The 13140-nt window shown below is 61.2% G+C and carries 12 protein-coding genes, 1 pseudogene and 1 riboswitch; of the genes and pseudogenes, 8 read left to right on the plus strand and 5 right to left on the minus strand.

The genetic code is table 11. The annotated features are described in order from the left end of the window. Window positions 1-90: 90 nt before the first annotated feature. Window positions 91-297 (minus strand): heavy-metal-associated domain-containing protein, encoded by a 207-nt coding sequence (locus ACQE3M_RS14280; protein WP_430506201.1) that lies wholly within the window; start codon window positions 295-297, stop codon window positions 91-93. Between the two features lie 130 nt (window positions 298-427). Between ACQE3M_RS14280 and ACQE3M_RS14285 the strand changes: the two genes are divergently transcribed. Beyond that, on the plus strand, window positions 428-643 hold the full coding sequence (locus ACQE3M_RS14285) for a DUF8129 domain-containing protein (protein WP_430506202.1): 216 nt from the start codon (window positions 428-430) through the stop codon (window positions 641-643). A 191-nt stretch (window positions 644-834) separates the two neighbouring features. Next, window positions 835-2052, plus strand: a complete 1218-nt coding sequence (locus ACQE3M_RS14290) for a homing endonuclease associated repeat-containing protein (protein ID WP_430506203.1) — start codon at window positions 835-837, stop codon at window positions 2050-2052. A 137-nt stretch (window positions 2053-2189) separates the two neighbouring features. Here the strand turns inward: ACQE3M_RS14290 and crcB are convergent, their stop codons facing one another. Continuing rightward, the gene (gene crcB / locus ACQE3M_RS14295) at window positions 2190-2531 is read right to left on the minus strand and encodes a fluoride efflux transporter CrcB (RefSeq protein WP_430506204.1); all 342 of its coding nucleotides are present in this window, start codon (window positions 2529-2531) and stop codon (window positions 2190-2192) included. Further along, window positions 2531-2944 (minus strand): fluoride efflux transporter FluC, encoded by a 414-nt coding sequence (locus ACQE3M_RS14300; protein ID WP_430506205.1) that lies wholly within the window; start codon window positions 2942-2944, stop codon window positions 2531-2533. The genes crcB and ACQE3M_RS14300 overlap by 1 nt, the downstream gene beginning before the upstream one ends. A gap of 8 nt (window positions 2945-2952) precedes the next feature. Further along, window positions 2953-3017: riboswitch (Fluoride riboswitch) on the minus strand. Window positions 3018-3200: 183 nt separating this feature from the next. Between ACQE3M_RS14300 and ACQE3M_RS14305 the strand changes: the two genes are divergently transcribed. The 3 genes and pseudogenes from ACQE3M_RS14305 to ACQE3M_RS14315 form a co-directional block, all read left to right on the plus strand. Beyond that, the gene (locus ACQE3M_RS14305) at window positions 3201-3548 is read left to right on the plus strand and encodes a DUF8013 domain-containing protein (protein ID WP_430506206.1); all 348 of its coding nucleotides are present in this window, start codon (window positions 3201-3203) and stop codon (window positions 3546-3548) included. 87 nt (window positions 3549-3635) lie between these two features. After that, window positions 3636-4574 (plus strand): ArdC-like ssDNA-binding domain-containing protein, encoded by a 939-nt coding sequence (locus ACQE3M_RS14310; RefSeq protein ID WP_430506207.1) that lies wholly within the window; start codon window positions 3636-3638, stop codon window positions 4572-4574. 308 nt (window positions 4575-4882) lie between these two features. Then, window positions 4883-5026: pseudogene (locus ACQE3M_RS14315) on the plus strand (hypothetical protein); the annotation flags it as partial. Between the two features lie 1032 nt (window positions 5027-6058). Here ACQE3M_RS14315 and ACQE3M_RS14320 read toward each other — a convergent pair. Beyond that, window positions 6059-6571, minus strand: a complete 513-nt coding sequence (locus ACQE3M_RS14320) for a hypothetical protein (RefSeq protein WP_430506321.1) — start codon at window positions 6569-6571, stop codon at window positions 6059-6061. On the opposite strand from ACQE3M_RS14320, the gene ACQE3M_RS14325 reads away from it, so the two are divergent. Further along, the gene (locus ACQE3M_RS14325) at window positions 6552-9710 is read left to right on the plus strand and encodes a hypothetical protein (protein WP_430506322.1); all 3159 of its coding nucleotides are present in this window, start codon (window positions 6552-6554) and stop codon (window positions 9708-9710) included. The genes ACQE3M_RS14320 and ACQE3M_RS14325 overlap by 20 nt on opposite strands. A 262-nt stretch (window positions 9711-9972) precedes the next feature. Here ACQE3M_RS14325 and ACQE3M_RS14330 read toward each other — a convergent pair whose 3' ends face one another. Continuing rightward, the gene (locus ACQE3M_RS14330) at window positions 9973-10887 is read right to left on the minus strand and encodes a helix-turn-helix transcriptional regulator (RefSeq protein WP_430506208.1); all 915 of its coding nucleotides are present in this window, start codon (window positions 10885-10887) and stop codon (window positions 9973-9975) included. A gap of 59 nt (window positions 10888-10946) precedes the next feature. On the opposite strand from ACQE3M_RS14330, the gene ACQE3M_RS14335 reads away from it, so the two are divergent. Then, window positions 10947-11270 carry a DUF6788 family protein gene (locus ACQE3M_RS14335; RefSeq protein WP_430506209.1) on the plus strand — a complete coding sequence of 108 codons (324 nt, stop codon included), beginning with the start codon at window positions 10947-10949 and terminating at the stop codon, window positions 11268-11270. 630 nt (window positions 11271-11900) lie between these two features. Then, the gene (orc4, locus tag ACQE3M_RS14340) at window positions 11901-13133 is read left to right on the plus strand and encodes a DNA replication protein Orc4 (protein WP_430506210.1); all 1233 of its coding nucleotides are present in this window, start codon (window positions 11901-11903) and stop codon (window positions 13131-13133) included. Window positions 13134-13140: the final 7 nt, after the last annotated feature.

The raw sequence follows: 13140 nt of genomic DNA on the forward strand, positions 1-13140 counted from the left end.
TCAACTCCTCTCCGGCGAGGGTGTCAACACCGAGTTCGCCCTCGACGACCGCACCGACGGCGAGCGTGGAGACGGCCAATTGACAGCCGATTAAGCCACTACGTCGTAGCCAGCTTGTTCGATTGCCGCGTTCACGTCGTCGTCTGAGACTCCATCCTCGAGGACCACGGTGACCGTGTCAGCTTCGTAGTCGGCCTCGATCCGATTCACACCATCGAGGTTTCGCAGGGCGGTCTCCACGTTCTGTTCGCACCCGTTGCAGGACATCCCGGTGACTGAGATCGTCTTTCGCTCCATACGGGCCTGTAAACACTCGCGGGGAATGACCATTACGGTAACCGTTGTACCGGTATTATCTCTATTAGAGATGGGATTATCGTCCGGAGAGTTGTTTGTGTCGGCCCCAAAGGGGTGGAGGCTCTTTGAGATGGGAACCACTGACGACGAAGAGAGCGACGAATTCCCCCCAGAGAAGCGTCTGGAAGCACCGAACACGCGCCTGATCAAGGCAGGAATCGCGACGATTCCCGATATGGAAACCTTGCAAGAGTGTGTAGCCTACGAGAACGCCCACCAGAATCGAACGCAAATTCTGCGCCGGCTCAAGTGGAAGGCTGAAGAGCTGCGTGAGAACGAAGAGTAGGCTCTATTCTTAACCAACACACTCCGCGTGGGTTTCCTTATTGTTGGTTAACTGCCTGAGTCTCGGTTTTTCGGGCCCCGGAATGGGTGCGGGGCAGCCAGCATCGATAGGATGACGAATCGCAGACCCCAGAACGGACATTCAAATACTGAACCGGGACCAAACTGAGTGACTCAATCCTCTCAGAAATCATGGGCAAGAAACTGTACTCAGACGATGAACTCCTCAATCGGCTCCAGAAGTTCGCTGAGGAACTCGGTCGTCCTCCGTCGCAGAGTGAGATGGACGATTCAGGACCCCATGCTTCGAAGACGTACGGAGACCGATTCGGGTCGTGGAATAACGCACTCGAGGCTGCCGGACTTCAAACAGGAACGAACGACCCAAACGGACGACCACGGACCCCCGAAGAGGATCTTCTCGCAGATCTCAAATCGGTTGCTGACATTGTAGGGGGAACTCCGTCAGAGCGAGAATACAGTAATCACGGAAAGTATTCGGTGAAGACATACTGTAAGCGATTTGGAGGGTGGAATTCAACACTACAGGCGGCCGGTTTTGAACCGAACGTCGAAATGAACCTCTCCGAGGAGGCACTCATTTCTGCCTTACAGGGGTTCGCTAAGAAACTGGGTCGACCGCCCACGGCAGATGAGATGGACCGGAGTGGCCCCTACACCTCGGATTCGTACAAGCGAGCGTTTGGAACCTGGAATCGTGCTCTTCGACAGGCTGGGTTGGAAGTCCACTCCGTGTGGAATGTGAGCGAAGAGGATCTGATATCCGAACTCAACAGGCTCGCCGAAGAGCTAGACCATGTCCCTCGGAAGGATGAGATGCGGAACCAAGGGAAATGGAGTGCAGCAGTCTATCAAGAACAATTCGGTTCGTGGAATGAAGCTCTCCGAGCTGCCGGCTTCGAGCCTAATGAGCGGTGGCGAATCCCACGGGAGGAGTTATTAACCGAATTGCGGGCTGTTACGGATGAGCTGGGCCACCCACCGACAACGACGGAAATGAACGAACACGGGGAGTTCTCCATCGTTCCGTATCAGCGTGAGTTCGGAACGTGGCGAACAGCCCTTCAAGCGGCCGACCCGGACTATCTAGAAAGCTACCGTCAGTCTGATACTGAGACAGTTCCGTTTGGCTCGAACTGGCCACAGATTCGTGAGGAGATCATCACCCGTGACAACGAGTCCTGTCTGCGCTGCGGTATGGGCCGCGAAGCTCACCGCGAGAGGTTCGGACGTGATCTTCCGGTTCACCACCGGATTCCTCGACGCCGGTTCTACAACGATCCAGACCAGTCGGTCGACGATGCAGATATGCCGAGTAACCTGCTTACTCTCTGTATCCCGTGCCATCGTCGCCTCGAGCGGTTGCCAGTCCAACCAGTGGTTGACTAACAAGCGAAGTTCTATGCTCAGTTCGAATCAAATCGCTGGCGAGCAGAGCGTCTACCTCCCGCCGACGTGACGTAGATGGAGTTCTATTCTCTTCCCGATCTTCCCGAACCGACTGGTGAGCGGGGGTTTCTCAGTACTTAGGATATGAGAAGCCACGCAGCTCCGAATGCAAGCAGAGAGACGGTCAGATTGCCGAGCGCATTCAAGAATGCAGCTCTCTGTTCGCCCTGCTCCCAGAGGCTAACGGTCTGAAAGCTAAACGACGAAAATGTCGTGAACGCCCCGCAGAATCCAACACTCACCAAGAGAAGGATGTCGGAATCACTCACCCCGAAAATGACTGACCCGAGCATGAAGCTCCCGAGCGCGTTTACCACGAGAGTGGCCCACGGGAACGACGAATTGTCGATCAGCTGCCCGACCAGATAACGCAGGACTGCACCGACTGCCCCACCAATACTGATGAGGAGAATCTCCATTAGTCATCACCCGGCGTTGGAGGCTGAATTGCAGTAGTAGACGTCGTGGCCACGATTTTTCGACTGGCGAATACTCCACCAAATCCGGACGCGTAACTGGCAATAATATAGGGGGCTGCAAGTTCCGGTGTGGTCAACGCAATGTCGGCCACGAACGTGCTGTAGGTGGTAAACGAGGCAAAGAAGCCCGTTCCGAAGACATAACGCAACCGTTTCGTGAGGAACTCATCTGCTCGAGCATCAAAGAGGAGTACCCCGAGTCCGAAGCTCCCGATGGTGTTGACGAGAAGAGTGACCAGGAGTGCGTCACCCGCTGCTGCCCCGACAGCGTACCGAAGATTCGCACCGACAATTCCACCAAGTGCAATCAGTACGATCGCTTCCCCGTGCCGAATGAGTTGTCTCCGTAGCATCTGACGAACCGGAAATAGGAGTCATCAGCCGTATCGGCGGTTGGGGAAGGCGGACTCCATCGCCCGTGTTTCACTTCTGTCTCCGGAGAACGGACAAATAAACGCACCGTCTCCAGAATGTTGAATGACCGCTGAGAACTGGGTGTCGGCGTAAATCACCGTTGGGAGTGGCCAATAGAGGGCGTCTGATTCGACTGTTTTTCGTGCCCCCCGAGAGGGCGAGGGCTCCTTCGAAAGCTCTCAGAGGTGACTTCCAGTGAGTCAACAACAGAGTCCCGACAACGTCTCGATCGACGAGATCCCGGTCGATATCGACAACACGCAATCAGCGGAGGTCGATTCCGCCGACGTGCCCGACGAAATCGAATCCATCACCCGTGGCCTCGCCGGTGAGCAGCCGCCGACGAATCCGCTGGTCGTGTTGAAAGCGGCCCGGTGGTGGTATATTCACGGCAAGGGCTGCACAGATCCCGCCTTCCAATGGGCCATCGAGTGGGCACGTCACCTTGCGACCGACACCCCCAGTGACGTCGAGCGGTTCGACGAGTTCCTCGAGTACCTCGTCTCGGTTGGCTTTGCGAACGAACGCCACGAGCTCCGCTGACCGACAGAGCGGTTTTTTGAACGCCCCTGAGGGGTGCGGCGCGGTCTGAGCAGACGCAGTTGCCGTGAACTTGATTCGGTGAACACAATGGCTACGACCAGTGATTCGTCGGTCTCCTTCGACCAGACCGACACGCGATCCGACGAGATGAACAGTACGATCGAACAGTGGATCGACGACCTCGTCGCCGGCGTCGACGACGCGCAGGCCAGCGCGGAGTTCCAGGAGTGGCTTGACGTCCAGAGTCGATTCCACGACTACTCCTACCGGAACACGCTCCTCATCAAGCGGCAGTGTCCCGAGGCAACCCGCGTGGCTGGCTACCGGACGTGGCAGGAGGAGTTCGACCGTCACGTCAAGGAGGGTGAGTCGGCCATCTGGATCTGGGCGCCAATCATCGCGAAACAGTGCCCGGAGTGCGAGAACTCGCCGAGCTACCACGAGGACAGCGATTGTGAGTACGACGAGACGCCGCCCGAAGAGTGGTCCGAAGGGCTGGTCGGGTTCAAGCCCGCGCCGGTGTTCGACGTCTCCCAGACCGAGGGCGAACCGCTTCCCGACCTGGACACGGAAGCGACTGGGGAGGCCGGCGATCTCGTCGAACAGTTGACTGGCGCCGCTGACGACCTCGGCGTGACGGTGCGGATCGTTCCAGCCGAGGAGTGGGCCCACGGCGAGGCGAAGGGCATCTGCGAACAGCTGAGTCTCGTCGACGTTCAGCCGCTCGTCGAGGTGCGTGATCGGGAGAACGAGGCCGACCTTGCGCGGACGCTGATTCACGAGTACGCACACGCCCTGCTCCACTTCGATGTCGACGACGACACCGAGCGGGCGAAACGCGAAGTCGAGGCCGAAGCCGTCGCGTACGTCGTCGGGCGCTACTGCGGGCTCGACACGAGCGGCTCGGCATTCTACCTCGCTGCGTGGGAGTCGGACGATCCCGAGGTCGTGCGCGAGCGGCTCGGACGGATCAGTCGGACGGCAGAAGAACTCATCGACGTTCTCGAAGAGCCGCCTGCTTGCTAATAGGTTAACCAACAGATTGTCAGGATACCCTCTTTTGTTGGTTAATTTTTTGCGCCCGTTGAGGGTGGCGCCTGAGCGCGATGTCGTAGCCGTGCCGTGGTAGTCAGACCATATTTACGTCCGGGAAGATACGTCAGGCCATGAACGACGACGTCCCGGAGTCGATAGCCGACATCCAGTCGCTTCACGTCGGGACCTACGAGAGCAATCCGGACCGCATTGAGTCCGACGCCGGGACCGAGCGGCAGGACCGCGCGGACTACGAGGGGCGGTTCATTTTCGAACTCCTGCAGAACGCCGTCGACGAGATGGACGAGACGGCGACGCCGGCGGTCAAGATCCGCCTCACCGACGACCGGCTGCTGGTCGCCAACAACGGCGCTCCGTTCTCGATGGGGGACCTCTACGCGCTGACGCTGACGACTCGGACGACGAAAGCCGGAGACACTACGATCGGCCACAAGGGCCGGGGGTTCACCTCCGTGCTGGGTGTCACCGACAACCCTCGTGTCTTCTCGGAGTCGGTACAGGCTCAGTTCCACCGGGGGCATTCCGCCGAAACCCTGACCCAGAATCAGGAGATCGCCGACGCGTTCGACGGGGAGGTCGAAGCAGATCAGGTTCCGCTGCTCTCGCTCCCCCACCCGGCGGAGCCGCCCGCAGACGTCCAGTCACTCCTCGAAGAGGGATTCACGACCGTGTTCGAACTCCCGCTCCGAGACTCGGCACAGTACCACGGCGCCATCCAGCGGAAGCTTCAGTCACTGGGCGCCAACACGGTCGCACTCCTGCCGGAGCTGGCACGTATCGACATCGAGTGTCCGACCTGGGAGCGGAGCTGGCGCCTCTCTCGACAGGAGTTTCGAGATGCGGAGAGCGCGACGCTCATCGAGGTGGAACGGGAGACTGTCGACGGTGTGTCGACGTCGGCGACGACCGACTGGTACTGTCTCTTCGAGCGCACGGAGATCGACAGCGACCGCGTCGCCGAGCGAGCGGATCTCACCGACCCGGAGATCGACGCGATGGGGCAGTTACGCGTCGGCGTGGCGTTTCGCGCGACGCCCGCGACCGATGCGCCGGCGGCCGAGATGAGCGACTGGGCGCTCGATCCCGTCTACGGGGAGTCTCGGGACCGCCCGCCAATGGTCCACGTCTTTCTCCCCACGAAAGAGCGTAGTCCGATCCCGGCGCTGGTCACAGGGACGTTCCAGTCGGACACGTCACGGCGGAACCTGACGCTCGATCACGACGGTGAACGCGGCTACGAAGGGCAGTTCAACAGCTACCTCTTCGAGGAGGTCGGGACGGTATTCGCCCAGCGAGTACTGCCGTTCGTCAGTGCGTCGGCGACCACGCCCGCGGCGTTCGTCGACGCGCTCGACCCCTCACTCGGTCAACGGCGGGAGTGGTCGTTCACGCCCGGCGACGTCGACCACTGCCTCTTCGAGCAGGTGAACGCCGCCGTCAGCCCGGTCCCGTTCCTACCGAGCGCGTTCGGCGACGATAGCGTGAGTATCGACGCCGTCCGTCTCCCGCCGACGGCGACCGAGCTCCCGACGCTGGGCGAGCAGTTCGTCCAGCTCCTCCAGACTGGAGCCACCATCCCGCAGGCGCTGGAGGGGCTCCCCGAGGCGACACTGCTGGCTCACCGGAAGACACGGGCGCTCGAAGCGTACGGCGCGAGCCGACTCGACACCGCGTCGGTCCCCGAACTTCTCGCGGACGCGTCCGTCAACCCCACACTCCGGCTGACAAGCGAGGAGGAGTGGGAGATTTCGGTGCCCGAGGACGCCGAGCCGTGTCGGCTCCTGATAGACCCCGTGCTCGAGTATCTGGTCGCCGTGCGGAAACCGCTCGAGAGCGACGACGACCGCGCCGCGTTCGACGACGCTTGCCGTCGAGTACCATTGTTGCCGACAGCCGTCGAGTGGGACGACGAAACGGCACAGGCGATTCGGCGCGCCAACCGTGTTCATGCCGCCCGAGAACGACATCGCGGGCGGTGCACTCCCGGATATCCAGTTTCTTGCAAGCGAACTCTACCACGGCAGCGACCCGAACCGGGCCAAGCCGCTCAGGGAGGCGGCGCTCCCGGCGGAGTTCGGGTCGGACCTCCGGACCGTCTGGAACGTCAAGGAGTACCAGTTCACCCAGGTGTTCGACGCAGCCATCAGCCCCCAGCTACCCGGGCCGAACTCCCCCGAAGCGGACCCATCGACGCTCCACCAGCTGGAGACCCTCGGAACGATCCGTCGGATGGCGGCGGTCCAGTCGCCCGAGAACGACCGGTCGCCCGACGCCCCGCTGCTCTATCAGTCCTCGCGGAAGCCGTTCTCCGCGCTCGCCAGCCTCCCGGTCCCGACGGTCGGCCCGGACGACTCCGTCGAGTGGCAGCCCGCCCACCGAGTCTACTTCAGTTCGGCGTGGCAGACCGCGCTCGGCCGGCCGGAGGACGCACACGTCGAGGAGCTGCTCCGGGCGGTCGGCGACGTAACCGACTCAGACCGGTTCGAACCACGCTTCCTCGCGCCGCCCGAGTGGTTCGGGCTCGACCCGGCCGAGAGCGAACCTCCCGACCAGGAGCATCTCGCCTGGGCAGCGTTCCTGCAGTGGCTCGGTGTCGCCGAACACGTCCGGCCGCTCCCGATGTTCGCTCCGGACGCCGGGACCCGACACCGCTACCGCAAGACACAGGGGCTCAGCCGCCCGCCACGGTCGACGATCAGCTCGCACTCGGCGCTCGAAACCGAGTCACAGCCGGTCGACCACCGCTACCGCGGGTTGACCGAGTCCGAGTGGACAGCCTACCGCGAACAGCTCGCGTCCCAGGTCGACCCGGAGATCCCCGACAGTAGCCAACAGTATCTCTCCCAGGTCAACGCATTAGAGTACGCCGACGAGCTGACGAGAGCGGCGCGCGAGGAGTCGGCAGTCGGCGTTCGGCTCCTGCGCCATCTGGTGTGCTGGTGGGACAGCGGGCTCTCGGCCCACCGCCACGCCGAGGTGGCGGCGTTCACCAACAAACAGTGGCGTGGAAGCAACCTCAGCTACTTCTTCACCACGGACGAGCGCGATCGCCTGGGACAGAACCTCTGGGTCTGGCAGCTCAGGCAGGCAGCGTGGGTCCCGACGACGTTCGGTGCAGTCCGGCCGCCCGACGCCTGGCGGCTCCCCGACGCCGACGAGGAGCGGTTCAGCCTCGACGTCTCGGGGGAACGCCCGTTGCTCCCGTTCGTCACGGCGGGGTTCCCGGCCAGGGAGACGGACGAACCCGAGGCAGTCTCGACGCTCGCCGAGACGCTGGGAATCGGCCGGCGCCTCGATCAGGAGTCGTTCTCACCACGGGATGCCTACCACGCTGTCAACCGTATCGGGGAGCTACTCGAGAGCTCCGAAGACCCCGCCCAGTTCGCCAGCGCCGTCGAACTGCTGTACACGCGCATCGCGGAACTGCTTCCCGGGCTGGAACAGGGTGAGCCGCTCCCGGCGGAGTGGCGCCCAGACGACACCGGGCTCGGGGACGTCGACCTGCTCTGCCGGGTCGGCCAAGGGTACGAGCTCGTCCCCGCGAGCGAGGCGTACTACGTCCGGTCCCGCAGCAGCCGTGACCGGTACGCGAACCTCGGTGTCCCCATTCTGGCGCTGTTCAAGCCGGAGGCGGCGAGCTTCGGCAGCTACTGTGGGGCAAGTGACCTGCGAACGGCCGTCCGAAGGGAGCCGGCGTACGAGGACTGTCCACCGCTCCCCCTCTCGATGGGTGACGCCGACGTCGATCAGATGTGGCTCGAGACGTTGCTCGCTGCGCTCCTGCTCCGGCTCCGGACGAACCGGCAGTCGGCGTTCCTGGTCGACCAAGACCGCAGCGCCACCCGGACGTTCTACGAGCAGCTGACTTTCGTCGAGAACCTCGACCTCCGGATCTCGCTGGCCGACGGGAGCTGGGACGAGAACCGGCCGCCGGAGCCACAGGCGTACCACCTCGAGCGGGATGGAGACCGCATCGTCCGAGTACTGGTCGACCGAACGCTGGACCGCGGGGCGCTCGTCGACGCTCTGACTGGTGCGTACACGGAACGGCTCGACGTTCCCCAGTACTACGAGGCAGTGAACACGCTCGTCGACCACGCACTAGGTGAGCCAGAGCCCGGGACGACGCTCGAAAATCGCTTGCGGACCGTGGGGAGCGACGTTCCCTCCGGACAGGTCGAAGCGACCCGGAAAGAGCTATTTGCCGAAGAACGGGACGAGCCAGATATGGAAGAGGAGGAGCCGGAGCCTGTCGCCCCCGAACCGTACATGGCCGACGACACCGAGGAGGACGACCGGTCGGAACACGAACCAGCGGAGCGGACCGTGAGCACGGAAACCAGCGGCACCGCCCACTCCGCGCAGGTGCCGCCTATCGATTCGGTGACGAGCATCGGTGACCGACGGATAGCGGAGTCGTTGCTTGAAGCCGCTCCCGCGAGCCGTTCGTCCAGCGACTCCACAGGGGGACAGGCACAGACGAACGGGGGAGGTGGTGGCGGGGGGGACGGCCACGGGACGTCTCAGGAGTACCGGACCGAGATCGATGCGTTCGGGATGGAACTAACAATGAAGGCCGAACGAGAGCGGCTCCGTGAGGCGGGCGAAGCCACTCCCGACGAGCAGGTGTTCGACGTTCACACGCCCGAGATCTACGATCAGATGCGGGAGGAAAACCCGTCGCTCGACGATGCCATCGAACGGTTCGGGGACGAACGAGGACTTTCCGGTGCGGAGAACCCATTAAACAGAGGATTCCCCGGATTCGACGTCCTCACGCTCCGCACGGACGCCGACGGACGAGCGATCGTTGACCGGTGTATCGAGCTCAAGACGTCTGGCGTGAATACACGCAAACCCTCCCTCTCGTGGAACGAGTGGAAAGCCGCCGGGGGTCCACTAAGTGAGTTCTACTACCTCTACGTCGCCCGGAACATCAGGACCGGCAACAGCGGCGACGCGGAGCTCCTCGAGATCCCTCGCCCCTTCGAACGGCTCCGGAACCGGACCAAGGAGAAGCGAGAGCGGAACGTCCAGGTCGACCTGCGGAGCTTCGACTTCGACGCGGACCCGATCATCCGGCAGCCCATCGAGTGGGAAGAGTGAGCGGCGACCCATAGCGCTCAACGACAGCCCTGCCGGGAGCGAAGATGTACCACCCCGCCACGCCAACCCACTGATATCCCAGTCCCCGATCGGATCAGCCTCTATCCGATAAAAAGAGCTCGACAGCGTCGACAGAGATAACCATGCAAGTTCTACGGCCTCACCGAGGAGGGTCGAGCCTTCCTTGACGATTACAACCCCTTGCAACCGAGCAGATGCTACGGCGGATCTACGAAACAATAGGTTCCTTATCAACGCTCGATTATCGTTCGATTTCATAGTCAGCCGCCAGCTCCTGGAACTCGTCCCACTCCAGGAGCCGGTCGTCGTCGACCTCGCCGTGGGTCTCGAGGTAGCGGAGCAAGGCGTCGATTTCGGCTTCGAGGTCATACTTCGCCGCCTGATCTCGGAGGTCCCCCTCGTCGACGTCGACGTGGCTGAGCAGGAGGAGACGGTACGAGCGGTGGCAGCTGCCGTCGTCGATCAGCAGCGTGTGACAGCAGAGCTCCGCCGGCGAGACTGCGTCGAGGTCCTCGGAGTAGACGTAGCTGCGATGGTCGGTGAGCAGGAACTGGAGGTCGAAGGCTGCGAACCGAGCGAGGCCGGTTTCGTGGAACGCCGCCGCGTCGATCTCCGTCTCAGCCTGGGCGAGGAATTCGTCGTAGTCCTCCCAGAGAATCGTGCCCTTCGGGGCGACGGCTTCGAGGCGCTGGCGATGTAGATGATGTGCGAGTTCACGGGCGAACTCGTGGAGGCGGTCGAAGTCGGCATTGAACTCGTAGTGGCCGTCGACGGTCCCGACGGTACCGACGAGCCCGCGGTCGCGTAACCGTTTGAGGACCCGGCTGACCGTGTTGCGGTAGTTGTCGCGCCGTTTGGCGAACTCGGAGACGGTTCGCGGCTGGTCGAGGTAGTACAGCACCTCGAGTGCCTTGCCGGTCAGCAGTTCAGGGAAGTCGACGTGGGAGCGCTGGCGGACGAGGTCCCGATAGAGTTCGACGGCGCGAGCATCCGACGGGACGACCCGTTTTCGGCGGCCGTCGCGTTCCCTGTAGACGAGTCCCTTTTCGACGAGGTCGCCGACGGCACGAGAGAGGTAGCTCTCGCTGTGGCCGAGCTTCGTCGCGAGCTCGGAGATCGTGTCGCCGCGGTCGACTATGGCGAGAACCGTCTCCATCGTCTTAACCAACAAAACTATGGATCAGCGGGTCGTGTTGGTTAACACGTGAGTTGCCGATGTCCTATGAACCCCCAACCCCACCGAGGAACCTCCCAACGGAGATCGTCAACACGCTCAACGAGTCGAGCCTAGAGCAGCTTCGAGACGTTGCGATATACGCTGAAGCGCTCGCCGAGCACAAGGAACGAGAGGCCCGTCTCGAGGAGTCGGCAAAACAAGAAGAGGTCGAAGAACGGCCAGACGATCTACCGGATGACGTCCCGGCCAAAGCAACGATCACGATTAAGCAGATCAACGATAATCGCTACTACTACTGGCAGTGGCGGGAGGGCGACTCAGTGAAGTCCAAATATAAAGGGCCGGTCAACCCGGACGAGTAAAACTCGGTGAGGGAGGACACCCACCCCACGTTTCCGTCGTAACTGAATGTGGGTGGAGGGGGTGACGCTGATTTCGAAGGGACCACACCCCCCGGGTTTCCGTCGTTTCTCCACGACGGCGTAGGGAGAGACTACGATAGTGTTATGCAGCCACTAATTATGTTGAGCTAGAACCAACTTAGAGATGAACTAACTTCTGGAACACATAGATTAAAGTGGTATAGCTGAGAAACGTTCATTAAGTCTACTTCGACCAAAGAGGGGACGAAGTACTTCGCCCCCTCAGATGAAACAATCCTTTCCAGCTGCTTCGGTAGACGGCCAGCTTTGGACGGCTAGGCTGCTCTCGTTTCTGGTAACTCCTCGTGGACGTCTTCTTCGAGTCCCCACCCCACCTGTTCAGTAATTACGACGGAAACGTGGGGTGTGTGGGTTCGGGATTCGACATCGAGGCGACGCTTCCGTCTACGGATTTCCTATCTCACGTCGGAAACGCGGCTATATTGTCAGGAATCCAATTCCACCGAATTACGGCATATTCATGCTGATATCGAACGAGGAACGTCGGAAACGTGGGGTGGCTGTCTCCACTAGATTTATAGTGCCCCGGTCCACACCGTGTGATATTCAATGACGCCCGATTCATCACCCAGCTCTGTCGAGGATCCGCTATTTGAATCCGGGCATCGGATCTTTGCCAACAAGGATCTCCTAAAAATCGGCCACGTTCCAGAAGCTGAACGGATCGTCGGTCGCGACGAGGAAATCTCGAAACTCGCGAAACGCCTCAATGGCGCTGTCCACGGATACTCCCCGGAAAACGTGATGATCTACGGGAAAACGGGGACCGGTAAATCCCTCGTCTCAAAACACGTCTGCCAACGAGCGCAAAATGCCGCGCAGGATGGCGTCGAGATCGGCGCAGCGTATATCGACTGTGCGGAAGACAATACCGAGACACAGGCCGTCTCCTCCCTGGCGGCGAAATTGAACGATGAATCCGTGACCGGCATAACCGTGCCCCACACAGGTCTCAGCACGTCGAAATACTACAAACTCCTCTGGAAGACGCTTGATGCACAGTTCGACTCCGTGATCATCATTCTGGACGAGATCGATCTGATGAACGACGACAGCGTGTTGATGAAGCTCTCGCGGGCTGAGGAGGCGGGGAAGATCGACTGTAGCGTCGGGGTCATCGCGATCAGCAACAAGATCCAGTACGTCGACAGCGTGAACGAGCGCGTGAAAAGCAGCTTCCAGCACAAGGAGCTGTTCTTCAAACCGTACGATGCGAACCAGCTTCGGGAGATCATGTTCAACCGCGAGGACGCCTTCCGTGACGGCGTCCTATCCGACGACGTGATCCCGCTTTCGGCGGCCTTCGCCGCCCAGGAACACGGCGACGCTCGGAAGGCGATCGACATCCTACGCCATGCTGGAGAAGTTGCCTACGAAACCGGTGCAGAGCAAGTGACGGAAGAACACGTCCGCCAGGCCCAGCAACACGCCGAAAAGGACCGCTTCAGAGAACTCGTAAACGGGGCACCCACGCAGGCAAAAGCGGCATTGCTGGCGCTAACAGAACTTAGCGTTAACTCCGAGGACGACGCGTTCCTCACGAGCCGGGTGTACGACCAGTACGAACAGATCTGTAACCACCTCGATATGGACATCCTCTCCGTTCGCCGGTTCCGCGACATCCTGAAAGAGCAAGCGTTCCTCGGAGTCCTCGAGATCGAGAAGATCAACAAGGGGAGTGCAGGCGGGATACACCTTCAGAACCGCCTCATTGAAGATCCCCAGGTCGTTCGCGAGACTATCCTCGAGGACAGCCTGATGCAAGACTGGATACAAGAATGAGAGCTAC

This window comes from Halosubterraneus shenae, from assembly GCF_050510935.1.
Classification (GTDB): domain Archaea; phylum Halobacteriota; class Halobacteria; order Halobacteriales; family Haloferacaceae; genus JBDGPU01.